This is a genomic window from Veillonella parvula (genome assembly GCF_001553335.1).
Taxonomy (GTDB): Bacteria; Bacillota; Negativicutes; order Veillonellales; family Veillonellaceae; genus Veillonella; species Veillonella parvula_S.
Genome location: NZ_KQ960775.1, coordinates 74,694 through 101,164 on the forward strand (window position 1 = coordinate 74,694; position 26,471 = coordinate 101,164).

Below are 26,471 nucleotides of genomic sequence, written 5' to 3' on the forward strand. Positions count from 1 at the left end.
ATTTCTTTCCTTTCCGTATAATAAAACAAAACTACGACCCGCCTAGTCCCTATGGACTAGGCGGTCAGTCGTAGCCTTAGCGTTCAGACCGCAAAATGCCGCCTTCCATATAATCGTCTTTTTTCATATCTACGAAGATAACTTTTACTGCATCAGCAGGAACATTTACGATATCAACCGCAGCCTTTGTAATTGCTTCACCTAATTGTTTCTTTTGTTCTTTTGTACGCCCTTCGACGAGCTCTACATGAATAATTGGCATATTAACCTCCATAGATGAAAAAATGAAATAAATTGTTTGTTCTATTATACGGTATGAAGGACATATAAACAAGGAAAAAAGCCAGATAAAATCTAATATTATCGATGCTTATATACTTATTAATCCTACCTCTTAATTATACAATATTCTTAGAAATTTTTCACCAAATCTTTTTTCTAATTCCTCTTTCATGGCAATTTCTAATTTTTCTATTCCGAATCGACTTACAAAATCCAGCACATCTTTACGAGCCTCTACTAAAATCTCAATATCTTTGATGATATTAGCAACACGCAAATCAGGTAGTCCTGATTGAGCTAATCCAAATAATTGACCTGAACCGCGAAGCAATAAATCTTGCTCTGCAAGCTCAAATCCATCCTGGATTTGTTCCATCAACTTTAAACGCTCTTGACTTACATCATTTTTAGAATCACTAACAAGAATGCAATAGGACTGATGAGCGCCACGACCTACACGCCCCCTTAGCTGATGTAGCTGAGACAGACCAAATCGTTCTGCCCCTTCAACGCACATAATGGTCGCATTTGGCACATTAACACCCACTTCTATAACTGTTGTGGAAACAAGTAATGAAATTTCACCCCTATGGAAGGCATTCATCACTTCATCTTTTTCACTTGGCTTCATACGACCGTGAACGAGGCCCACTTCATAGGCCTTATAAAAGTACTCTTTTAATTCTAGATACAATTCCTCAGCAGCTTGCAAGTCTAATTTTTCGGATTCTTCTACAAGAGGGCACACCACGTAGACCTGACGCCCTTCCGCCATTTCCTTACCAAAGAAAGTGCGTAATCTCTCTTTATAAGAACTATCTACAGCATATGTTTTAACAGGTTTTCGCCCTGGTGGCATTTCTTTAATTAAAGATACTGCTAAATCTCCATATACGGATAATGTCATGGTACGAGGGATTGGTGTAGCCGTCATGATAAGTACATGAGGATATGTTCCCTTCTGTTGCAATCTCGCCCGTTGATCTACACCAAAGCGATGTTGCTCATCAATGATAACAAGGCCTAAATTATGGAAATTAACCCCCTCTTGGATAAGAGCATGCGTTCCAATGATCATTTGGATTCTGCCATCTGCTAAGCCCTCATAGATGCATTCTTTCTCTTTTTTCGTAGAGGAGCCAGTTAATAGTTCTATAGTAATACCTAAATTAGCACATACAGTTCGTATTCCTTCATAATGTTGAGCCGCTAGAATCTCCGTAGGGGCCATCAATGCCCCCTGATATCCATTTTCAATAGCTTTTAATAAACTCAAGGTAGCCACAATAGTTTTACCAGAGCCTACATCTCCTTGCAACAAACGTTGCATAGGTCGTTCATCTTCCATATCAGTACGAATATCCTCTAACGCTCGTTGTTGATCACCTGTTAAGGAAAACGGTAAATTCTCTATACACTGAGTCATTAGTTCCCCATTTGGTCCCATTTTAGGCCCTCTATGGCATTGTTCTTTATTTCGCAACAAAGCTAAACCAGCTTGCATGACGAACAACTCTTCATAGGCCAATTGATAACGAGCCTTTTCATAGAGCTCTGAGGAGTCTGGAAAATGCATCATCTTAAAAGCATCATAGCGACTCATATAATGATGATCATCACGAACCTCCACAGGTAAAATCTCTGGTAATTCATGGTTAGCTGCGAACCAATTACGTACAGTTGAACGAACCACAAACTGAGATACCCCATCAGCAAGCGCGTAAATAGGAACGATACCTCGATCTGGTTCACCACCGTCTCCTAAGTTTTCCATTTGCGGTGTATTCATTTGCATGGAACCATATTGAAACTCAGCCTTACCATATGCATATATACGTTGTCCCTTTTTGTAAAAGTTCTTTTTATATCCTTGATTAAACAAAACAATCTTCAGAGGTCCTGTACCATCTGCAATAACGACCTCTAAAATAGACAATCGAGGGCGAGGGCGTTTTTCTTGTACTGCAATAACAGTACCTACCACACCACCTGTCATACCTGATTTTAAATCACCAATACTATAAATCGTACGGCGGTCTTCATAGGTTCTAGGGAAGTAAGTCAATAAGGATGTAACATTAGTAATTCCCAATTTATGCAATTGTTTCTCGCGACCAGGACCAATTCCTTTTATAGTCGTCAATCGTTCATCCATAAAAACTCCTTTAAATATACGATAAACACATGAGATATATCCAATTTCTGTATATCCTTGTGTAAAAGTCCATTTATATCTTAGAATATGATATATAGTATACCTTATATTGTAGTATATTTCATAAAAAGAGCAATATGTACGATAAAAACACTTGCTTTAAGCTATTCTTTATGATAATATACTTTTGTTATGTTATAGATTAAGCTTGGAGGTGGAAACTATGGCAAACCTTTGCGAAGTATGTGGTAAATCCACATCTAGCGGTATGAACGTGAGTCATTCTCACATTCGCACAAGAAAAACTTGGAAACCGAACATTCAAAGAGTACGGGCGGTTGTAGACGGTGCTACAAAAAAAGTAAACGTATGCACTCGCTGCCTTCGTTCTAATAAAGTTACACGCGCGTAAAATAAAAAGTACATGTACTCTTTGGGGTTCTAGAGCCCCAAAAAAGCAGTTAGTTCATTTTGAACTAACTGCTTTTTTTGTTATTTATAATGTAATATTTGGAATATAATATTGCTTAAATAACTTAATAGCATATTGATCTGTTAAGCCTGCTACATAATCAACTACATCACGTGTAGAGTAAAACGCTTTACCTGTTTCACAGCCTTCCATATCATCAGGGTGTTCCATGAAGTGAGTAAATAGATTTTTCACCACATGGGATGCCTTTTTGCGATCCGGAATTAAAGCTGGTGCCAAATATACATGTTTAAACATAAATTGACGGAATACATTCATCGTCATTTCCACATCAGCAGACATAGATATAGCTGGCTTATCCAAGGATTCACGTACCATATCCTCTACCATTGCAGTAATCATACTGGATGGAGTCATACCAAAATGTTCGCGCACTTCAAAAGGCAACGCCTCTGCCGTCAACATACCTGCTCGCTGTGCATCATCAAAATCATGGCACAAATACGCAATACGGTCTACAATACGAATAATTTGACCCTCTAAAGTCACAGGAATTGTAGCCCCTGTATGACCTACGATGCCATCTCGAACAACGGTGGTTAAATTGAGACCTTGATGATCACCATGTCTTTCTAATACCTCAACCATGCGCAAACTTTGCTCATTATGATTAAAGTGCCCTACCATATCTCGCAATGCATATTCACCTACATGACCAAATGGTGTATGCCCCACATCATGACCCATGGCAATAGCTTCCACAAGGTCTTCATTTAAACGTAATGCACGAGCCACAGTACGACCGATTTGACCTACCTCAAGGGTATGAGTCATGCGTGTCCGATAATGGTCACCTGGCGCAATATATACCTGTGTCTTATGCTTTAACCGTCTAAAACATTTACTATGAATGATGCGATCCCGATCGCGTTGAAACGCGGTTCTAAGTGGATCAGGCTTTTCTTCTATATCACGGGTTGCATCGCGGCTTTTAGCTGCATAGGGAGACAGAAGCAAAGCCTCCCTCTCCTCTATTTGTTCACGTATATTCATTTACCCTCCGACGCGCGATTTTTATCAATCAATTGCATGACAAGGGAAGCTGTTTCTTCAATGGATTTATTAGAAACATCTAACACTTGGCAGTGCAAACGACGCATAATAGCCTTTGCATAATCCAATTCAGATTGAATACGCTCAATAGATGCATAATTTGCTTCGTCTTCAAGACCGATAGCGCGTAAACGTTCACTACGAATATTATTTAATTTGTATGGATCTATAATAAGACCCACGATTTTTTTTGCCGGAATCTTGAACAATTCCTCTGGCAACGGTACCTCTGGAACTAGTGGCAAATTTGCGGCTTTAATCTTTTTGTACGCCAAGAACATGGACAATGGTGTCTTACTAGTTCTAGATATACCAATAATAACTATATCGGCCTTTTCAAAACCAGATGGATTTTTACCATCGTCATATTTCACGGCAAACTCAATAGCTTCAACTTTTTTAAAATACTCTTGGTCGAGCTTATGAACCATACCTGCTGTCATGCGAGGTTTAGTAGTCGCGATAGTACCAACTGCATCGAGAACAGGGCCCATGATATCCACAGCCGGAATATTATATTCAGCCACCTTCTCATGCAAATACTTACGTAAAGACGCAGACACAATGGTATGACAAATAACATGATTCCCACGTTTTGCGTCGTCTATAACCTCATCAATTTGGCTTTCACTATCAATATAGGGAACACGGACAATTTCAATTTGCTCCTTATCATATTGACTCGCCGTAGCTCTCGCTACAGCCTCAGCAGTTTCCCCCAGAGAATCCGATATTGCATAAATAATTTTTTCTGCCATTCTATCAACCTCAGTGTATGCTACATTCTAAAAATACTTTTGCTACCGTCGTTTTTGATACACGGCCCACAACCTTTAAACGTTTCTTGTTACCTATATCCTCACGAGCGACGACAGGTAAACAATCTACTTCATAATCTATCATTTTCTGTGCAGCCTCTACCAAAGTATCGGTAGGCTCCACCGCTATAACCTTGCTTACAGGGGTCATAATCATAGATATAGGCATGGTATGCGAATCTGTTTGTCCCATAGAGGCGCGTAGTAAATCTTTTCGAGATACCACACCTACTAGGTATGAACCATCACACACTAATATGGTACCTACATCCTCTGTAAATAATGTGACAATTGTATCATACAAACTCGTATCCCCATTGACCACAACTGCTTGAGATAATACATCACTTACCAGAAATGACTTTAATCGCTCAGCCGTTTGTGTTTCCTTTGAAAGTCCTACATAGTAATAGCCTACATTTGGACGTGCATCTAACACACCTAACATGGTCAATACAGATAAATCTGAGCGCAACGCAGATCTTGTGACCTCTAAATGTTCAGCAATGGCACTACCTGTTACAGGACCTTCTTCGCGAACGATTTGAGCAATTTGTTCTTGTCGTTTCGACAGTTTCACACGGTAACCCCCTTTCATCTCTGTTTGTATTATATCCTAAGTTACCATTCAGAAAAAGAGGAGACCCACAGGCCTCCTCTTTCACTATAACTATATTATTACCAAATTAGTTCGTCAGATTCTTGACGACCACGACCAGTCATAGCATCAAGCATAATTCGTTGTTCGATTTGAGCCACCATTTTCTTAGTATTAACTACTGCATCTGGGTTAACAGAAATGGAGTCGATACCGCTCTTCACAAGGAATTCGCAAAGTTCAGGGTATACGCTTGGCGCTTGGCCACAGATAGATACAGTCTTACCATCTTTATGGGCCACCTCAATGAGGTGACGAATTGCTCTGCGAACCGCTAAATTACGTTCATCATAGATATGTTGAACTGTTTCGTTATCGCGGTCACAACCGAGTACAAGCATAGTCAAATCGTTAGAACCGATAGAATAACCATCTACGTATTTATTAAATTGATCAGCTAAGATGATATTGGATGGAATCTCAGCCATGAGCCATACTTTAAAGTCTTTGCTGCGTGCAAGACCTTCTTGAGCCATTAAGTTAGTTACTAATTCAGCTTCTTCCACAGTACGGCAGAATGGAATCATAACTTGTAGATTTTTGAAACCAAATTCGTTACGTACTTTTTTGATTGCTTCTAATTCTAATTTGAAAGCAGGTGTGTACTTAGGATCATAGTAGCGAGATGCGCCACGCCAGCCAAGTAATGCACTAGATTCATGTGGTTCATATTTATCGCCACCTTTAAGGTCACGGTATTCACTAGATTTGAAGTCGCTCAAACGAACTACTACTTGGCGAGGGGCTAATGCTTGGCATACTTTACGCATACCTTCCGCCAATGTATTTACAGCGAAGTCACTGCGCCCTGTTTCGATAAGGTGCAATGGATGTTCATGAATAAAGGTTGTCCAAATGAACTCTTCACGCATGAGACCGATGCCATCACATGGTAGTACACCATATTTTTGGGCCAAATCAGGATCACCTAAGTTCATATAAATCTTAGTGCCTGTTACAGGTACATATTCAGCTGCTGCCCCTGTAGAAACTTGAGCTTCAGGCTTTTTAACGATATCTTCTAATACGCCATCATATACGATACCATTTGTAGCATCAACGGTAATCATTTGACCATCTTTAATAGATGTAGTCGCTTCATGACTACGGCTCTTAGTACCTACGATACAAGGAATGCCAAGCTCACGGCTAACGATAGACGCATGACAAGTCATACCACCAGCGTCAGTAACAATTGCTTTTGCCTTTTTCATGGCTGGCACCCAATCAGGAGCTGTCATAGCTGTAACAAGGATTTCGCCTTCTTTGAACTCATCAATATCCTCGGGATTGATGATAACGTGAGCTTTACCTGCTGCATTACCAGGGGATGCTGGCAAACCTTTTACAATAATATCGCGATTACCTGCATCTAATGTGCTAGCTTTTTCGGACGTTTCTGATTTTTCTTTGCGGGACCAAACTGTTTCTGGACGAGCTTGCAAGATCCAAATCTTGTCATTGCGTTCATCTACGCCCCATTCCATATCCATGTAGCAACCATAATGCTTTTCAATTGCTTTTGCATATTCTGCAAGCTCCAAAACTTGAGCATCTGTAATAACTTGTTGTTTTGCTTCGTCAGCTGGAACCACTTCTTCAACACAGTCACCATCGGCTTTACGAACAAGGCGGACATGTTTATCGTTAATCATACGGTCCGTAATTTCCATCTTTTCTTTATCCACACGGAAATTATCTGGTGTAACCGTACCTTGTACAACATATTCACCAAGACCCCAAGAGCCTTCAATAAGAATATTGTTATCATCACCTGTTACAAGATCAACAGTAAACATTACGCCAGCTGCTTTAGAGAATACCATCATTTGAACTGCAGCACTCAATGCTACTGTCATATGATCGAAGCCTTGTTTTACACGATAATATGTTGCACGATCTGTGAATGTAGATGCGTAGCATTCTTTTACTTTTTCGATAATTACGTCAGCACCGCGTACATTTAAATATGTATCTTGTTGGCCTGCGAAGCTTGCATCTGGCAAGTCTTCTGCCGTTGCACTAGAACGAACAGCTACAAACGGATTTTCTTCGTTCACTTTTTTACCAAGTTCTTCATAAGCATGATGGATAGCATCTGCCAAGTCTTTTGGCATTTCTTCCTGACAAATCATGCGACGAATCTTAGCACACACTTCGCGCAATAATGCAGAATTTTCTACATCATCTAAAGTATCAAGCTCAGCCCGGATTTTATCTTCCAAACCTGTAGCTTTCATAAACTCACGATAACCATGGGCAGTTGTTGCAAAGCCATAAGGTACAGGTACATTAGTGGAGGATGTCAATTCCCCTAAAGAAGAAGATTTGCCACCTACTAAATTAACATCTTCACGTTGTAATTCATCAAACCAAAGTACGTATGCTGTTTCGCGATTCATGTGAGAACCTCCTAGATTAATTAGTGCAACACATTAAACCTTTTACACATAAATAGTATACCTTAATTTGTAATCTGTCAATTTTTATATGCATTATTATGTAAATGAACTTCCTTATATATATCTAAAAAATTCTTCAACACTCGTCCTGTTAGTCCCCATATAGTGTATTGTTTATAGGGATAGAAATAGACGGAATAGTTTTGTCTAATTTTCCAGTCGATATTATATCCTTCTAATAGATGAAATGGAAAATCTTTTAACGGCTTAGTTCCAATGTCTAGGTGACCTACGGTCGGTTCCATATCTAATAGATATTGTAAGGGAACTGTAAATACCTCACCTACTTCATCGGAATTTGGTTTTAAATCACTTGTATGTAGGCGCACGACGACCGCATATAGTTTTACACCAATAGCAGATACTAAACAGTCTAAATTTCCTAGCAGTTCAATTTGATCTAAGTCTATACCAAGTTCCTCAGAGCATTCACGCATGGCTGCATGAGCACCACTTTTATCATTAGGTTCACAGTGCCCACCAGGGAAACTGATTTCACCGGGTTGACGTCGCAATGTATTACTACGCACGGTAAACACCACATGATCTTCTCCATCGATTTCTAATAGAGGCACGGCTACTGCCGCCGTAATAACATCAATATCTGTAAGAACAGTATGTTCTCGTTGTGATAAAAGGTTACTTAATTTCTTGTCCATAAATGGTCCTCACACAAGTTATAATCTATTTTATACAATATTTGTAAAAATCTTTTATGTATCAAATTTGTATTTTATTTTTATATTTATATTGTCTTTGTATATTCATTATACATTAACTTGTAAGTCAATTTCTTGCTTCACAAACAACAGATTCAGTAGATAGATAATCTTATAAACAAAATAGACAGAAAAAACTGTGATGAGAAATCTAAACCTCATCACAGTTTTTTATTAGTTAAATTTAATTTTTACAAATTTACGTTTCCCAACTTGAACGATCATGCAATCTTCTAGCTTAAGGTTTTCTTCCGTATATTTTTCACCATTTACTTTGAAAGCACCTGCTTTAATGGATCGACGTGCTTCACCATTGGACGCAGTTAAACCAGCATCTGTACAGAATTGTGGGACAAAGATTGGTTCTGTTGGTGCAACCATAACGTACTCAGGAATATCTGTAGGCATGGCGCGTTGTTGGAACACCCGTTTAAACTCTTCTTCCGCTTCGAGAGCAGCTTCTTCACCATGGTACAAGCGAACGATGGTACGAGCCAATTGCATTTTAGCATCACGTGGATGTAACTCTCCGGATTCTAGACGTTTTGCCATGTCCTCTTGCTCTTCGATAGACATATCTGTAACGAGCATGAAATAACGCATCATCAATTCATCAGGAATGGACATCGCTTTACCATACATTTCTTTAGGTTCTTCATCAATACCGATATAATTGCCCAAAGATTTACTCATTTTTTGAATGCCGTCAAGTCCTTCAAGCAATGGCATTGTAATAACAACTTGTGGCTCTTGACCTTCTAACTCTTGTAAATGACGCCCCATCAACAGGTTGAAAGTTTGGTCTGTGCCACCAAATTCAACGTCTGCATGTAATGCAACAGAATCGTGACCTTGCATCAATGGGTACATGAACTCATGCACGCCAATAGGACGACCTTCTTTAAAGCGTTTGCTGAAATCATCGCGTTCCATCATACGTGCAACTGTATAGGAGCTAGCCAAACGAAGTACGTCAGCAAAGTTCATAGATTCTAACCATTCACTATTGTCACGAACGATTGTTTTTTCTGGGTCTAATACCTTGAAGATTTGTGTCTTATAAGTTTCAGCATTTTTCAATACTTCTTCTTTTGTTAATGGTGGACGAGTAACACTTTTACCAGTAGGATCACCAATACGAGCAGTGAAGCCACCGATGACGATCACTACTTGATGACCAAATTCTTGGAATAAACGCAGCTTACGAAGAGGAACAGTATGTCCCAAATGAATATCTGGAGCCGTTGGATCCAAACCTAGTTTTACAACTAGTGGTTTATTTTCCTTAATGGATTTCTCTATTTTTTTTACAAGATCTTGTTCGTTAATTAAATCCGCTACACCATGTTTAATTTGGCGCACTTGTTCTTGAGCACTAATCATGATAATCCTCCTAGAAATACTATTGTTTAAGTATACCATTATCTAAAAACTTTCACAATTATATATAGTATTGGATTTAAACCATTTATGATATAATATTTATAACTGCGTAATAGAATTTACGTTATATTTACTAAAAGAAAAAAGAGGTGACTCTATGAGTAGTAACTCAAATACGAGAGCCAATCGCCGCTCAAATGGTAATGGTTCTACACCGAAGAAAACAAATCCTAAGCGTCTATTTTGGATTTGTACACTTCTCTTTATACTCATCGTAGCCGGTGGTGGCTGTGGTTTCATAAGTGCCACATTATCAAATCTACCGGATGTATCCAATGTACGCCCTTCTGCATCGTCTCAGATTTATGACGTGCATGGCAATCTCATTACTACGGTTCACTCCACAGAAAATAGATTACCAGTACCTCTAAAGGATGTACCAAAAGATTTACAGAATGCCTTTGTAGCTACAGAAGATTCTCGGTTCTATACGCATCATGGTATTGACCCAATTGGTATTTTACGTGCCGTATGGGTAAACATTGTACATAGCGGCGTATCTGAAGGTGGTTCCACAATTACTCAACAGTTAGCTCGTAATGCATTCTTATCTCAAGATAGAACATTAAAACGTAAAATTTCCGAAGCTTTATTAGCCCTTAAAATTGAACAACATTACACCAAGGATGAAATCCTTGAAATGTATATGAACCAAATCTACTTTGGTCAAGGTGCTTACGGTGTACAATCTGCATCTCATGTATATTTTGGTAAGGATGCTAGTGAGTTAACACTTGCACAAGCGGCTCTCATTGCTGGTTTACCACAAAGCCCTAACTATTACTCCCCATTTAATGATTTGGAGGCTAGTAAAAAACGTCAAGCCGTCGTATTGGGCCAAATGGTAAAATATGGTTATATTACACAAGAGCAAGCTGACGAAGCTCGCCAAGCAGATTTAGGTTTGATAGCTAAACAAGAACAAGCTCATGAGAAATCTAATGCATCTTACTTCATTAACTATGTTATTTCTCAAATTTCTGAAAAGTACGGCGATGATGCCATCTATAAAGATGGATTAAAAATCTATACTACTCTCGATATGGATGCACAAAATGCTGCAGTTGCAGCAATGCAAAACTTGCCTAATTACTACACTGATAAAAATGGATTATCTCAACCACAAGGTGCTATAGTAGCTATGAACCCTCACAATGGTTACATTGTAGCCATGGTCGGTGGTCGCGGTGACGACGCTTTCAACCGCGCTACACAAGCAGAACGTCAACCTGGTTCCACTATGAAACCTTTCGTTTACTTAGCAGCTATTCAATCAGGTAAAACTCCTGGTTCTATAGTTGAGGACAGTCCTGTTACTTTCGGTAATTGGAGTCCTAAAAACTATGAAAACGACTACGAAGGTAATATTACATACCGCTACGCATTACAACATTCTCGCAACGTAGCAGCTGTAAAAGTTGCCGATGAAGTAGGTATGACTAAAGTTATTAATCTTGCTAAAGAAATGGGTATCTCTACTCTAACTGATCAAGATTACAACTTATCGACAGCACTTGGCGGTTTAACTCATGGTGTTACACCTCTTGATATGGTACAGGCTTACGGTGTACTTGCTAATGGCGGTATCAAGGTTCAACCTACAGCCATCCTTAAAATTGTAGATCGCAATGGCCAAGTTGTAGAAGAAAACTCTATCCAAGAAAAACGCGTTATTGATGAAAAAGATGCGGCCATCATGACTAATATGCTAGAATCTGTTATAAATGGCGGTACTGGCGGTAATGCAGCCATCGGTCGTCCTGCAGCAGGTAAAACAGGTACTACTGATGATTCCAAAGATGCTTGGTTCATAGGTTACACTCCAGATTTAGTAGCTGCTGTTTGGATTGGTGATGACTACGGCACCGAAACATTACACGGTATTACAGGTGGTAGTACACCTGCTGTTATGTGGGGTCAATTCATGGCCAATGCTCTTGCCAATACTCCAGCATCTGACTTCCCTGTCCCAGCTAGCGCACAATCAGCAATCTCTGAAGGTTACGTCAATCCTGCAAAGGCACAACCTAAAAAAGAAGATAAAAAGGACGAAAAAGCAGATAAGAAAGACGATACAGGCAAAACAACAGATGAAAAAATAAAAAGTAATGACAAGCCTCAAAAAGAAGAGGTTACAGAACAAAAATCAAATTCATCGAAAAATAAAAAGTCTAAAAAGGAACGCTAATTCAACAGTAGTTTCTAAAAGGGCGGAACTCAGTGTTCCGCCCTTTCTTTTATACATATTTACTATCCAAATATTATCTATACAAAAAGGTAGCAAGCCCTAGGAGCTTACTACCTTTTTATTTCCATATACAATATTTTGAAAATTATATTTTTATTTAAGAACTACATTCGTAGCCCCTGCACCACCTTCATCATAACCGGCTGTTTCAAAGTGCGCTACATGAGGCAAGGTACGTAAATATTGGTGAACGCCTTCACGTAATGCACCTGTACCTTTACCATGAATAATACGCACTTGATTAACACCACCAAGCAAAGCTTGGTCAATAAATCTACCTACAGTAACGGTCGCTTCATCTACTGTTTGGCCAAGAATATTGATTTCAGTACGAACCTCTTTTTGACGTTGTACGGCGGAGCCACCCATACGTTTTCTTGTTTTAGGCATGGCTACTTTTTGTTCACGAGCTAGTTTATTGCCTTCTTCACGTGTAGTTGATTGTAATTCGCTAACCTTAACGGTAGCTGTTAGTCCATTAATATCGACATTTACACGGTTACCATTGATAGATAACACAGTACCCAACGAACGCAAGGACGTAACATAAACAGCCTGGCCAACCTTAATAGCATCTGCGGTTAACGACTTACGATCATCATCCACTGGAGCTTCTGGTACATGAACACTAGAAATCCCCTTACGTGCTGCATTAATAGCCGATTGACGCCTATCCTTATTTGTTTCAGAGAATTGCGCTTTCAATTGTTTGATAATCGCTTCCCCTTCAACGCGTAAACTACGTTTCATGGATTCTGCATCGGCCTGAGCTTTGGCTAAGATTTGTTTACGTTTTTCATTAAACTGTTTCTTTTCCTTCTCTAATTGGCCACGCATACGACGTGTTTCATCAAGTTCTTTCTTTAACGCTCTTTCACGTTCAGAGGCTTTACGGAGTTGTTCGTTTAAGTCGGAAAGAACTTCTTCCATTTCATGACTACCAAATTGAGATTTATACTCTGTTGCGCGTTCTACAATGTCCTTTGGTAAGCCTAAACGTGCAGCAATGCTTAACGCATGGCTACTGCCGGCTACGCCGATATGGAGCCGATATGTAGGTTTTAAGGTGCGCTCATCAAACTCTACGTGACCATTTTCAATACCTTTCGTATGGTAAGCATAATTTTTAAGCTCATTATAATGGGTACTTACCATCATAAGGGCACCTTTTTTACGGAAGAACTCAAGAATAGATACAGCTAATGCGCTACCTTCTTCTGGATCAGTACCAGACCCAAGTTCATCCAGTAAAACCAAGTCGTTAGGACCACAATGTTTGATGATGGAAATAACTTGTGTCATATGAGCAGAGAACGTACTAAGGCTGGCCTCAATACTTTGCTCGTCTCCAATATCGGCAAAGATATTATGGAATACTGGTAACATAGAACCGTGATCAGCAGGGATAAATAGGCCACATTGATTCATCAAGCTCAACAGGCCCAATGTTTTAAGGGAAACTGTTTTACCACCTGTGTTAGAACCAGTAATTAGTAAAATACGGTACGATGTACCTAATTGAATATTTGTAGGCACTACCATATTTGGTGGAATTAATGGGTGACGAGCTCTCATGAGATTAACTGTTCTGTCAGTACTTAAGATTGCCGGTACCCCCTTGTAAGAAATAGCAAGACTTGCCTTACCATATACAAATTCGATATGGGATACCTTTTCACAAGCATCCATCAAATCATTGCTATGTTGTTTGACAAGGGCCGATAATTCGCGGTAAATACGCAATACCTCTTGCTCTTCACCAATTAATGCCTCTTGTAATTCATTATTTAGATTCACCAAGCGCATCGGTTCAATATATAAGGTTTGACCCGTTGCAGAACGGTCGTGAATGAGACCATCAAAGTATTGGCGATACTCCTGTTTTACAGGGATTACATAACGATTGTTACGCTGTGTAATAATCGCTTCTTGGAAATACTTTTGATTATCCTTGTCGTGCAAAATAGCTTGAATATCATTTTTAATCTTCTCACGAGTTTTGATAATCGTATTTCTAAGGCTCGCCAATTTAGGAGACGCTGTATCAAGCAATTCCCCCTTTTCATCAAAGACGCGTTTAAAACGGTTTTCAATGCGATCTGTATTTGGCATATCCTGTACCCATAGGGATAGCAATGGATAATCCATATATTTTGTTCTAAAGAACTTTGTCATGCGCTTATAAGCACCAATGGTCAAATAAATGTCCCACAAGGCTTCACGTGTAAGAACAAAGTCTTTGCGACTCTTCTTGCAAGATTCACGAATATCGCGTGTACCGCCTAACGGCTGTTCTACCTCTGTTTGTAACGACCGCATTGCCTCTGCCGTCTCATCAAGGTTTTCTTGAATGGCCTTGGCATCTGTCATCGGTTCAATGTGCATCGCTAATTCTTTAGCAATGATAGAACTACAATGTTGTTGTAATTGTTCTTTTATATAGTGAAAGTCTAATACATCTTCGTTAAACAATGTACTACCTCTTTTATAAAATACCTCTAAAATAGTGGCCCCTTGTAATAGGTGTATCATCTTTACCTATACTCTTAGGCGGAGCCTCTTTTGTTCCATTTTGAATGGATACATAATCTGCTACAATGTTACGCAATCGATGTGGATCCATATGACGCCCATCGATGCGCAAGATATGTAGACCTTTACGATGTAACTCGGGCACGTAAGCACGCATATCCATTTCATGGCTGTTCATAATGTGCATACGGCAATATGGATCAGTACGAAGTGGGAACACTTCCCCTTTGCGGTCCTTTAATGCGTAATCTTCTATTACGCACGGCATAGGACAATTTTCCTTTTTACCAGTACCAACAAAGCTAGCGATGGCACAATACTCAGAAATCATCATTTCTGTATAACCGTGTACCATTACCTCTAATGGCAAATGAGTAGATTTTTGTAAATTTACTAGTTGCGCCAAGGTCAACTCTAAGGATGGTGCTATGCTACTCAAATTGAAGTCATCCCATACTTGTAATGCAGAACTATTAAATATGTTGAGACCTGTATCAGCTTCAATAGCACCTGTATACCCTAAATCGCGAAGCCACAGTAATGCTTGTGGTACATGAATAGAAATGCTATCTGGTTTAGACTCAACTATGGCCTTAAGCGTATTCATGTACGCGTCTACCTCATCATCTTTAACGACGCGAGGCGTAGCAAATACACAGAGTACATTATGATCTTTACAAAGTTTGGCTACCTGCTCGTAGATGCTAATTTCATAAGGCTTACGTTGCAAACGGTCACCACCGAAGATAATCTTCTTAGCGCCCCCTTCGATTGCTGCTTTTACACCATCGAGTTCATCAACGCGAGCACTCACCATAAGCTCTGTGTATTGAACCTTACTTTTAGCTACTAACGATGACATATTTTTGGGTTCTACAGCATGTTCTGCCCAAGCTGCTTCATGGTCTGTAATCAACAAGTTTTCTAGTGCCTCTACAGCATCGCGACGCAATGTATTTAAAACACTAGCGGGCCACATGTACGGTCTATCAGGAATAGACATAGAGCCTAGTGTAAATAATGTATTCCCTAATCTACCTACTTGATCTCTAACCTTCTCTAATGTAGTCGGTTTATTGTTAGCATAAACAGGTTCAAACTCGTTAGATATAGTCACAGTACGACCATCATTCAATACAAAGGTTAGTTCTGTATAAGGTATTTCTCGTTCAGTATTAATAGATAGATAACCATGTACCTCTAATTTAGCGGTAAAGTCTTGTAGTCCCCGTTGCTTTTGAGCTTTAGGGCCTGATGCAAGGAATACTTGCCCCGCAGCAAAGCCTTCATCCGGTTTACCTACAATATGCTTTTCATCCACTAGAGACCAGTTCTGATCGATTTGATAGTACGTAATACTACCAGAACGTTGCATGACCTTTAAGAGTGATCCTTTTTCAATTGGTTCTGTTAGGAATAAATGAACTTGACCCTTTTTGACCTCTGCTTTGCCAATCAATTTCCCTTGATTATTTGGGGCCACCACGGTCATCATTGATTTTCCTACATGGTCTGTTAAATAATCCGTAGAAAATCCACGATTAAATCCAGAAGCTAATGCATCGGCATCAGTAGAATCTATATGAGCCGTATCTAAAATATGACGATAGGTTCCAATAACTTGACGCACGTAGGAAACCTTTTTCATACGCCCTTCTACCTTAAAGGACGTAACACCGGCCGCCACAAGTTCATTCATATATTCACTATAGTTAAGATCCTTTGGACTTAATAGATAGGCTTCGTGTTTTGGCAACAAGCTAGTACCTGAAGAATCCAATAGCTCATAAGGCAACCGACAAGGCTGTGCACAAGCACCACGGTTACCACTGCGACCACCGATGAAAGAACTCATTAAGCATTGACCAGAATAACATACGCACAACGCACCGTGTACAAAGACTTCGATTTCAGCTGTACAGTTCTTGCAAATATGTTCAATTTCAGCGAGGCTCAATTCACGAGCTAAAACGACACGTGTAAAACCAAGACTTTCATAAAAACGAACCGCATCGAGCGTAGCCGCAGTCATTTGTGTACTGCCATGTAAGTGTAATTTAGGAGCCACTCGCTGCGCCAATTTAGCCACTGCTAAATCTTGAACGATAATAGCATCCACGCCGATGCGCTCTAAGTCCTTTAAATATGCCTCAAGAGCAGATAATTCGGAGTCACCTATGAGGATATTTACCGTTACATACACAGACACATCTAGAATATGGGCCAAGCGAATAGCCTCGGTTAATTCCTCAATTCCAAAGTTTGCTGCATGAGCTCGGGCATTAAAACCTTTGCCACCAAGATAAATAGCATCAGCCCCGGATTCTAAAGCGGCTATAAAGTTTTCCATCGTACCGGCAGGAGCCAATAATTCCATGGACAGTCCTTTCTACCTAACTAAAGGCATAACTATAGTACTAAAAGGGTTTACCATACGGTAAACCCTTTCAATATACTGCTTAAAATTAACGTAATCTGCAGTTAATTTCTGCTAATACATCAATAATAGCTTGAATATTACCGTCAATATCCTCATCATTCAACGTACCTTCCATAGAGCGGAATTGTAAGTTGTATGCGAGACTGCGGTAACCAGCTTCGATATGTTCACCTTCATAAACATCAAAGATAGATGCACTTTCTAAATATTCTCCACCATGTTCTTTAATGATAGATAAAATTTCACCACTAGATACGGACACAGGTGCAACGATAGCAAGGTCACGGCTAGTGCCTGGGAATTTACTGAAGGATGTATAACGGAACGGTGGAATCGTTAAGGATAATACGGCTTCCAAATCGATTTCAAACATATATACTTTGCCAGGTAAGTCAAAGTTTTTGCTCACTTGTGGATGTAATTCACCATATTGAGCAATCATTTTACCATCAACTACGTATTGAGCACTCACACCTGGGTGAAAGTATGGCTCAGTGCCACGATTAATTTCATAGCTTGTAACGCCTACTTCAGCTAACAACGCATCTACAATACCTTTTACATCATAGAAATCTGTAATGCGTTCTGCTTGATTCCAACCAGCTTGGTTTGCCTTGCCCATCAGTATACCACAAGCCATAGGGCGTTCATGAGGTACTTCTGTTAAAGGTAAATCTTTTGGTTCATACACATTAGCCGTTTCAAATAACCAAAGATCCTTATTTTGTTGTGCAATATTGCGTTTTGCTGCTTCGATAACAGCCGGCACCAATGTAGTACGCATATAAGGGAATTCTTCGGAAATAGGGTTCAAGATTGGAATGGCTGTATAACGGCTATCCCCTTCAGGAAGCATCATATTGGAAAGACCATCTTTATGCATGAAGCTAAATGTAATGATTTGAGTCATACCCAATTTAGCCAATGCATGAGTTACCTCTTTAGTAAGAGCTTTCTTAGGTGTCATACCACCAGAGGATAATACGGCTACCGGAATTGTAGGCGCAATATTATCGTAGTTGTAAATACGAGCTACTTCTTCAGCGATATCAGGCATCACCGTTACATCGCCACGCCATGTTGGAACGAGGGCAGCCAATTTGTCTCCTTCTTCGGTTACAACGAACTCAAGGGCAGTCAAAATACGAACCATTTCGTCTTTTTCAATATTTGTACCCAAGTAATCGTTGATTTGTGCTGCTGTAAAAGTAACTGTATGTTGTTCTACAGGTTTTTTATATACATCGATAACGCCTACATCAACTTTACAAGTAGGACAGATTTGTTGTAATAATTGAGCTGCTCTGTCGATAGCATAGGCAGTGTATTTATGATTTACACCACGTTCGAAACGGCCAGATGCTTCAGAGCGCATGCCGAGAGCTTTAGCTGTACGGCGAATGGATGGACCATTGAATACGGCAGCCTCAAACAAAACGGTAGTCGTTTCATTTGTCACTTCACTATCAAAGCCACCCATGATACCTGCTACTCCTACTGGACGTTCTGCATCGGCAATGATAAGCATGGAGTCATTCAATTCGCGTTCAGAACCATCAAGTGTAACAAGCACTTCACCATTTTTAGCACGTCTCGCCACTAATTTATGACCTTTTACATGATCATAATCATAGGCATGCATAGGTTGACCAAGTTCTAACATAACATAATTTGTTACGTCTACTACATTATTAATAGGACGAATGCCGCTATTACGTAAACGGTTTTGCATCCACAATGGGGATGGCTCAACCTTAACATCAGTTACTACACGAGTTGTAAAACGCGTACAAAGGTCATCAGCTTCGATAGATACAGATGCTTTGCCTTCAATGGATTCGCCATTCTCGTTAACCATAATAACAGGGAATAAAGCTTTTTGATTTGTCATGACCCCAAATTCACGGGACAAACCAACCATTGAGAAGCAATCAGCTCTGTTAGCGGTGAGTTCAAATTCATATACTGTATCATTTAAACCCAAAACGTCTTTTACATCAAGACCAATTGGTGTTCCTTCAGGGAAAATGTAAATTCCTTGAGCTTCTTCTGGCAATACTAAGTCGCTAGAGATACCAAATTCTGCAACGGAACAGAACATGCCTTCAGAAACAACGCCACGCAATTTACCTTTTTTAATTTCTGTACCATCTGCTAAACGAGATTTATGATACGCTACAGGCACAATTTGACCTACTGCAACATTAGTAGCAGCCGTTACGATTTGTTTTGTAACAGGTTCGCCTTCTTCTGTAAGGCATTCAACTTGGCATACTTGTAATTTATCTGCATCTGGATGTTTTGTAATCTCCACGATTTTACCAGTATAAATTTTCTTAATGCCATTATCCATAGCAATGACATCTTCTACAGGAATACCAGCTTGTGTTAATTCATCGGCCAATTCTTGAGCAGGACGATTCATATCCACAGGCACGTATTCGTTCATCCACTGTAAACTTGCTTTCATGAGTTCCTCCTAAAATTGTTCCAAGAATCGTACATCATCTTCAAAGAATAGACGTAAATCGTTAATGCCATATAAAAGCATAGCAATACGTTCTACGCCCATGCCAAAGGCAAAGCCTTTAACCTTTTCAGGATCGTACCCATTAATACGCAATACATCGGGATGAACCATACCGCAGCCCAAAATTTCAAGCCAGCCTGTATGAGAACATACACGGCAACCTTCACCACCACACATTACACAAGAAATATCTACCTCTGCAGATGGCTCTGTGAATGGGAAGAAGCTTGTACGGAAACGTACCTTTGTGTCATCACCATACATGTGACGTAAGAAGGACTCTAATGTGCCTTTTAAGTCAGCAAATGTAATATGCTCATCGATGATGAGACCTTCCACTTGATGGAATACAGGGGAATGAGTCGCATCATAGTCCCAACGGTAAACCTTACCAGGCGCAATCATACGGATTGGGCTATTAGGTTCATGACGTTGCATTGTACGAGCTTGTACTGGAGATGTATGCGTGCGTAATAAGAAGTTTTCTGTAATATAGAAGGAATCTTGCATATCACGTGCAGGATGATCTTTAGGCAAGTTTAAGCATTCAAAGTTGTAGTAATCTTGCTCTACTTCTGGACCTTCTTCAACGGTATACCCCATTTTCATGAAGAAGTCTTCAATCATTTCATTAACCTTTGTTAATGGATGGATATGACCAGCTTTTTGTGCACGGCCAGGCAATGTAATATCGATGCGCTCTTTTTCTAAACGAGCATTTAACTCTGCAGTTTCCATACGAGCTTTAACTGTATCAATTTCAGCCTCTAACGCTTCACGAACAGCATTAACAAGGGCGCCAGCCTTCGGACGTTCTTCTGGAGATAATTTACCAAGACCTTTTAATAAAGCCGTTACCTCGCCTTTTTTACCTAAATATTTAACACGTATATCTTGCAACGCTTGTTGATCAGCAGCGCCTTTGATGGCATCAAGGGCTTCTGCCTTAATACGTTGTAATTCTTGTTCCATTCAAGCATCCTCCTATTTGTAAAAGTCTAAACTATATTATACCAAATCAGGGTTATCTTCTTCAATAAAACGCCATGGTAATTCAGGTAATGGCTTCTCTTCTAGTACAAAAAATGTACCCCGTGCTAAATGAACGAGTTCACCTAATTCATTATAAATACGAGCTGTCGCAACCATGGTTGTCTTACCATTGTGCTCTACATTGGCTACCCCACGCAATACAGTACCGCCTTTAACAGCTTTCACATAGTTACCATTAAGATCAATGGTGCTAACAGATTTTCCCAATGTAAAACAAGCAGTCCCCATCACACTATCTGCTAAGCCAATACATACAGCACCATGCAAATCTCCTCTAAAATTACAGTAATCTGTTTCATTAGTTTGCAATGTCATTTCCGCATGACCTGATTCAACAGCTGTAATCTCAGAATCTTTTACCCAAGAAAATGGATTCTGATCTCGTAATTCGTTGAAATATTCTAACAATGTTGTAGCCATAAGGTTCTCCATTCTATATACATACCCCATAGATTAACTAATCTAAATACTAAATCTATTACATTACCTGTATGAAAATCTTTATAGTTATATGTCAAAATTCAATACAAACATATAAAAATGGTGCGTTACATCATACATATTGTATCATGCAACGCACCATATGCGAATAACTCTATCTAATTATATGGTATGTTCTTAAGAAAACACATTTATAAATTCAAAACTATTCATAATGCAATGCATCGATTGGATTGAGCTTAGCCGCTTTACGGGCTGGGTATATACCAAAAATCAAACCAATAACCATGGAAAAGGCAAAGGACATTATGATTGTTGGAACAGATACAATTGTACTCATTCCAGATACCATTCCGATTACTTTTGAGGCTCCTATACCGAAAGCAATACCAATAAAGCCCCCCATCAAACTGATTACAACGGCTTCTATTAAGAATTGCGTAACAATTACGCTATACGTAGCCCCCAAAGCTTTACGCACACCAATTTCTCGAGTCCGTTCCGTTACAGATACAAGCATGATGTTCATAATACCAATGCCACCTACAACTAGAGAAATGGCAGCAACAGCCCCTAGGAATAACGTAAATGTTCCCGTCGTCTGAGCCACTGTTTCCATAATAGATTTCATATTTTGAATATTGAAATCATCCAAATTTGTATCTTTAATATTATGACGAACACGCAACAAGTTCTCTATATCTGCCTGCAAACGATCGATGCCCTCATCATCCTTAGCCACAACATACACCCTGCGAAGATAGTCAATGCCCTCTACGCGCTCCATTGATGTTGTATATGGAATTAACACCGTATCGTCTTGGTCATTACCCATGGTTCCGTTCCCTTTACTTTTGAGAACACCAATGACACGGAATGGAATATTTTTAACACGGATTTCCTTGCCTACAGGATCTTCATCACCAAACAAATTTTTTACTACCGTTTGTCCCACAACCGCTACACGTTCTCGGTTCTGAACATTTTTATCGGAGAAAAATCGACCAGATGTCATAGTCCAATTATTTACGTCCTGAAAGTTAGCATTAACCCCCGCAACAGATGTAGTCCAGTTTTTATTTTGATAAATCACCACATAAGAGCCATTTGTCATAGGACTGGCGGCTTTTACACCTTCTAACTTGGCAATAGCTTCATAGTCAGATATTTTCAACGATTTCATGGACCCCTGCGAAGGTCTAGCACCTGGCGTCCGCGGCGCCCCTGGCAGGACTACCAACAAGTTAGAGCCTAAGCTAGAAATAGAATCCTCAATATCTTGCTTCACCCCATTACCGATAGATACCAATGCAATAACTGCAGCTACACCAATAATGATACCTAACATGGTCAAGAGGGATCGTAATTTATTTGCAACCAAGGAAGCCCATGCCATTAGAAAACTTTCTTTATACATTAGGCACCTCCTTTATAGGAGTCATATTAGAATTGAACGAATCCTCTACGATTATCCCATCTTTCAAGACTACATTACGACTCGCGTACGTAGCAATATCCGGTTCATGTGTAACTAGAAGAATCGTACGGCCTTCATCATGAAGACCCCTAAATATATTCATAACATCTATGGTTGATTTAGAGTCAAGATTCCCTGTCGGTTCATCAGCCATGATAATAGCAGGATTATTTGCCAATGCACGAGCAATCGCCACGCGTTGACGTTGCCCACCAGACAACTCGGATGGCAAATGGTCCATACGCTCGCCCAAGCCGACAGACTGTAATAATTGAGTGGCCCGTTCAATGCGCATCTTTTTATTTACACCTGCATAAATCATAGGAAGCGCTACATTTTCTAGGGCTGTCAATTTTGTCAACAAATTAAAGCTTTGAAATACAAAACCTATCTGTTTGTTACGTACATACGCAAGTTCATCATCAGATAAGGTAGCAACCTCGTCTCCGTTGAGTCGATAAGAACCAGTTGTAGGTCGGTCCAAACATCCGAGAATATTCATAAAGGTTGATTTACCAGATCCAGATGGCCCCATAATGGATACAAATTCACCCTTATTGACAACTAAATCAATGCCATGTAGAACAGGTACTGATAATTTGCCATTCACATAGGTTTTTGTAATTCCTTGTATGTCAATTACTGTTTGGTTCATAAGCACCTACCCTTAGAATGGTCCAGCTACATTATTTTTGGGTGCATTTACATCACCGCTTACAATAATTTCATCACCTTCAGATAAACCTTTTAAGATTTGAACATTAGTATCCCCAGTTACACCTGTAGAGACAGCGGTTCGTACTGGTTGACCATCTTTTATAACATATACATACTCACCTTGTTTGTCCGTACGTACAGCAGTAAGAGGAACTACCAATGTATTTTTAATATCTTCACCAAAGATTGTGGCACGAGCCGTCATAGTTGGTAAGAAATTACCTGCAATATTTTCAGGAATTTGAACCTTAACAGTATAGTACACAACGCTACTACTTGTTGTGCCCATATTACCTTTTGTACCTTTTGCAATTTCAGAAACGTAACCGGTGAAAGTTTCACCTGGCTTAGAATCTACAGTAAACTCTACCTTAGCACCTTGTTTGATATTGCCAATATCGGTTTCGTCTACAGTAAGATAAATCTCTAAATTTTTTAAATCTGCAATGGTAGCAATGATCATTTGTGTGGAAATACCAGTACTAATAGTTTGACCGGCTTTTAGCGGTGTACCAACAACAGTCCCAGACATTGGAGCTGTAATAGTAGCATCACTTAAATCTGCGGCAGCACGTTCATAAGTAGATTTAGCACGTTCATAAGATGTTACAGAATCATCATATGTTTGTTGTGCAATAGCATCTTGAGCCGCCAAGGATTTATAACGATTCATATCAAGTTCTGCTTTGGCTAACGCTGCACGAGCATCATCAACAGATGCTTGTAATTGACGTGTATCAATATAAGCGATAACTTGACCGGCCGTAACTTGATCATTCTCTTTAACTAAAACTTTTTCAAGTTTACCAGCAACATTTGTAGAAACATCTACATAATTTACAGGGTTAATAGTACCTGTGGCACTGATACTAGTTTTTACATCACCCTTTTCAACCTTGCCAGTAGTATATAACGTTTGTGCTTGATTTGCATTTAGACTATCCATGTAGTAATATGTGCCGCCACCAAGAACACAAAGAACAACAGCACCTGTTACTATACGTTTACGATGCTTTTGTAAGAACTCTTTCATTATGATCTCCTTTTTTTAAGATGAAGATATATTAAAAAGACATTTATTCTATATCAACACATATAGTATTTTTAAATTATACAGCACCAATTGCTTTTACGCAATATAATTTCATTAATGAATAAATTATGATATATAAAAAATGGCCCTTACGGGCCATTAACTACTCAATATTGACAATAATCTATAATCCTTCTCATCGATTGGAAATTCAAGACGTTCTGCCTCTTCATAAGATAGTGCACGGATATGACCATCTATATAACCTACTAATCGGTTAGCGACACCACTCATCAATAAATTAATACAGACTTCACTCATGCGAGCCGCTAAAATAGCATCAAATGCCGATGGACCACCGCCACGTTGTAAGTAGCCTAACACAGTTAGGCTAGGATCAAATTCTGTATGCTCCTTGATAAAAGCTTTCACCTCACCGCTGTTATAGGCACCTTCTGCAACGAGGATAACACTATATTCTTTACCCCGAATTTGTGTTTCCTTTAAATGACGACAAACCGCATGTAAAGGCATGGGATTTTCAGGAACCAAAACTATTTCTGCCCCACAAGCTAGGCCTGCCTTTAATGCAATATGTCCAGCTTTGCGCCCCATAACCTCCACAATAGCTACACGTTCATGGGAGTTTGATGTATCACGAATACGCCCAACCGCATCAACTACCGTATTAAGAGCCGTATCATAGCCTATCGTATATTGTGTACCACCCATGTCATTATCTATCGTACATGGAATGGTCATAGTAGACATACCAAGTTTAGATAAACTTGTAGCACCACGCATGGAGCCATCACCACCGATAACAACCAAATGGTCAATGTCATAAGTTTTCAAAATTTCATAAGCTTTGCGTTGAATTTCTTCATTCTGAAATTCTGGAAAGCGTGCCGTTTTCAGCATCGTACCACCTTGTGTTATGATGCCACCAACGTCTCGATTCGATAAGGGAAATATCTTTTCCTCAATGATACCTAAATAGCCACGTTCAATACCAAATATTTCAAAACCTTCATGTATAGCTTTTCTAGTTAGCGCTCTTATGGCGGCGTTCATTCCAGGTGCGTCTCCGCCGCTTGTTAGTATTGCGATTCTTCTCATATCCATTACCCCCTTGTGGTGTACGTTGTTTGGATATACTATGTGCCTTACCTTTTTTATTCGTTTGATTAGAAGTCTTTTGTTTATACCGTTTATCATAACGAATTTTATTAGACATTGCTCTTTTTGATACTGCTTCAGAAATCTCTTTTTTCCTACTTTGTTGATTATTAAATTGTATATCTTCAGATGCTTCTTTAGCATCTACATCGTTTATATCATTGGGTTGACGTCTTGCTTTAAATTGCACATCTGAGGCATCTAATTCATCCTCAATACGCTGTATAAAATCATAGGTCCGGCCATTTGTTGTATCTAGTACAAAATCGCACTGCTTATACACGGGCTTCCACGATTGTATCATAGCATGTACAAAGGCATTCACATTACTATAGTCCATGGTAGGCCGTTTCCCAACACGGCGATTCACGCGACTGACAATACGGAATTGTGCAGCTCGGATACCAATAATATAGGAATATTTTTTTAATACCTTTAAGGTGCGATGTTCAATAGGAAAATTCCCACCCACAGAAATCACTGCTTCATGGTATAAGCAAACCTTTTTTAGTACATCCATTTCGGCGCGGCGGAATGCTTTTTCTCCTATCTTTTTAAAAATCTCAGCAATGGGCAACCCAAAACGACTTTCTAATACGCGATCGGTATCTACAAATTGCCAACCCTTGCGTTCTGCAAGGTTCCGTCCAAAGTGACTTTTGCCACTTCCCATAGAACCAATGAGCATAATATTCCGTTTTATTATCATCTATTATGTGCCCCTTATCATTACATATC

20 protein-coding genes are annotated in these 26,471 nt (G+C 39.5%); 2 read left to right on the forward strand and 18 right to left on the reverse strand.

The features are described from left to right. Positions 1 to 76: 76 nt before the first annotated feature. Positions 77 to 262, reverse strand: a complete 186-nt coding sequence (locus tag HMPREF1865_RS00870) for a 4-oxalocrotonate tautomerase (protein ID WP_004696087.1) — start codon at positions 260 to 262, stop codon at positions 77 to 79. A 132-nt stretch (positions 263 to 394) separates the two neighbouring features. After that, positions 395 to 2,437 (reverse strand): ATP-dependent DNA helicase RecG, encoded by a 2,043-nt coding sequence (recG, locus tag HMPREF1865_RS00875; protein WP_060918880.1) that lies wholly within the window; start codon positions 2,435 to 2,437, stop codon positions 395 to 397. Between the two features lie 223 nt (positions 2,438 to 2,660). On the opposite strand from recG, the gene rpmB reads away from it, so the two are divergent. Next, a complete protein-coding gene (gene rpmB, locus HMPREF1865_RS00880) occupies positions 2,661 to 2,849 on the forward strand; it encodes a 50S ribosomal protein L28 (protein ID WP_008601135.1) in 189 nt (62 codons plus the stop codon). 84 nt (positions 2,850 to 2,933) lie between these two features. Here the strand turns inward: rpmB and HMPREF1865_RS00885 are convergent, their stop codons facing one another. From HMPREF1865_RS00885 to tyrS, 6 genes are all read right to left on the reverse strand, one after another. Next, positions 2,934 to 3,923 (reverse strand): deoxyguanosinetriphosphate triphosphohydrolase, encoded by a 990-nt coding sequence (locus HMPREF1865_RS00885; RefSeq protein ID WP_060918881.1) that lies wholly within the window; start codon positions 3,921 to 3,923, stop codon positions 2,934 to 2,936. Further along, a complete protein-coding gene (locus HMPREF1865_RS00890; RefSeq protein ID WP_060918882.1) occupies positions 3,920 to 4,741 on the reverse strand; it encodes a pyruvate, water dikinase regulatory protein in 822 nt (273 codons plus the stop codon). Before HMPREF1865_RS00890 ends, HMPREF1865_RS00885 begins: the two co-directional genes overlap by 4 nt. Before the next feature lie 10 nt (positions 4,742 to 4,751). Beyond that, entirely contained in the window at positions 4,752 to 5,381 is a 630-nt protein-coding gene (locus tag HMPREF1865_RS00895) for a helix-turn-helix transcriptional regulator (protein ID WP_230949587.1), read from the reverse strand. Positions 5,382 to 5,479: 98 nt separating this feature from the next. Beyond that, entirely contained in the window at positions 5,480 to 7,861 is a 2,382-nt protein-coding gene (gene ppsA / locus HMPREF1865_RS00900; RefSeq protein WP_060918884.1) for a phosphoenolpyruvate synthase, read from the reverse strand. A 77-nt stretch (positions 7,862 to 7,938) separates the two neighbouring features. Continuing rightward, on the reverse strand, positions 7,939 to 8,580 hold the full coding sequence (locus HMPREF1865_RS00905; RefSeq protein WP_060918885.1) for an NUDIX hydrolase: 642 nt from the start codon (positions 8,578 to 8,580) through the stop codon (positions 7,939 to 7,941). 234 nt (positions 8,581 to 8,814) lie between these two features. Further along, on the reverse strand, positions 8,815 to 10,023 hold the full coding sequence (tyrS, locus tag HMPREF1865_RS00910) for a tyrosine--tRNA ligase (protein WP_060918886.1): 1,209 nt from the start codon (positions 10,021 to 10,023) through the stop codon (positions 8,815 to 8,817). Positions 10,024 to 10,180: 157 nt separating this feature from the next. Between tyrS and HMPREF1865_RS00915 the strand changes: the two genes are divergently transcribed. Continuing rightward, positions 10,181 to 12,271 carry a transglycosylase domain-containing protein gene (locus tag HMPREF1865_RS00915; RefSeq protein ID WP_060918887.1) on the forward strand — a complete coding sequence of 697 codons (2,091 nt, stop codon included), beginning with the start codon at positions 10,181 to 10,183 and terminating at the stop codon, positions 12,269 to 12,271. A gap of 153 nt (positions 12,272 to 12,424) precedes the next feature. Here the strand turns inward: HMPREF1865_RS00915 and HMPREF1865_RS00920 are convergent, their stop codons facing one another. The 10 genes from HMPREF1865_RS00920 to HMPREF1865_RS00965 all read right to left on the reverse strand — a co-directional run bounded on the left by HMPREF1865_RS00920 (position 12,425) and on the right by HMPREF1865_RS00965 (position 26,442). Further along, positions 12,425 to 14,803, reverse strand: a complete 2,379-nt coding sequence (locus HMPREF1865_RS00920) for an endonuclease MutS2 (protein ID WP_060918902.1) — start codon at positions 14,801 to 14,803, stop codon at positions 12,425 to 12,427. Between the two features lie 13 nt (positions 14,804 to 14,816). Continuing rightward, positions 14,817 to 17,240 (reverse strand): U32 family peptidase, encoded by a 2,424-nt coding sequence (locus HMPREF1865_RS00925; RefSeq protein WP_060918888.1) that lies wholly within the window; start codon positions 17,238 to 17,240, stop codon positions 14,817 to 14,819. 88 nt (positions 17,241 to 17,328) lie between these two features. Further along, complete coding sequence (pheT, locus tag HMPREF1865_RS00930; protein WP_060918889.1) at positions 17,329 to 19,773, reverse strand: phenylalanine--tRNA ligase subunit beta; 2,445 nt, start codon at positions 19,771 to 19,773, stop codon at positions 17,329 to 17,331. A 9-nt stretch (positions 19,774 to 19,782) separates the two neighbouring features. Further along, positions 19,783 to 20,805, reverse strand: coding sequence for a phenylalanine--tRNA ligase subunit alpha (pheS, locus tag HMPREF1865_RS00935; RefSeq protein ID WP_012864477.1), 1,023 nt, complete (start codon positions 20,803 to 20,805; stop codon positions 19,783 to 19,785). A 36-nt stretch (positions 20,806 to 20,841) separates the two neighbouring features. Continuing rightward, positions 20,842 to 21,306, reverse strand: coding sequence for a PaaI family thioesterase (locus HMPREF1865_RS00940; protein ID WP_060918890.1), 465 nt, complete (start codon positions 21,304 to 21,306; stop codon positions 20,842 to 20,844). 226 nt (positions 21,307 to 21,532) lie between these two features. Next, on the reverse strand, positions 21,533 to 22,744 hold the full coding sequence (locus tag HMPREF1865_RS00945) for an ABC transporter permease (RefSeq protein WP_060918891.1): 1,212 nt from the start codon (positions 22,742 to 22,744) through the stop codon (positions 21,533 to 21,535). Then, positions 22,737 to 23,459 carry an ABC transporter ATP-binding protein gene (locus tag HMPREF1865_RS00950; RefSeq protein WP_060918892.1) on the reverse strand — a complete coding sequence of 241 codons (723 nt, stop codon included), beginning with the start codon at positions 23,457 to 23,459 and terminating at the stop codon, positions 22,737 to 22,739. The genes HMPREF1865_RS00945 and HMPREF1865_RS00950 overlap by 8 nt, the downstream gene beginning before the upstream one ends. 12 nt (positions 23,460 to 23,471) lie before the next feature. Further along, positions 23,472 to 24,554 carry an efflux RND transporter periplasmic adaptor subunit gene (locus tag HMPREF1865_RS00955; RefSeq protein ID WP_004696124.1) on the reverse strand — a complete coding sequence of 361 codons (1,083 nt, stop codon included), beginning with the start codon at positions 24,552 to 24,554 and terminating at the stop codon, positions 23,472 to 23,474. A gap of 159 nt (positions 24,555 to 24,713) precedes the next feature. Beyond that, a complete protein-coding gene (locus HMPREF1865_RS00960) occupies positions 24,714 to 25,628 on the reverse strand; it encodes an ATP-dependent 6-phosphofructokinase (RefSeq protein WP_060918893.1) in 915 nt (304 codons plus the stop codon). Beyond that, entirely contained in the window at positions 25,600 to 26,442 is an 843-nt protein-coding gene (locus HMPREF1865_RS00965; protein ID WP_060918894.1) for a shikimate kinase, read from the reverse strand. The genes HMPREF1865_RS00960 and HMPREF1865_RS00965 overlap by 29 nt, the downstream gene beginning before the upstream one ends. Positions 26,443 to 26,471: the final 29 nt, after the last annotated feature.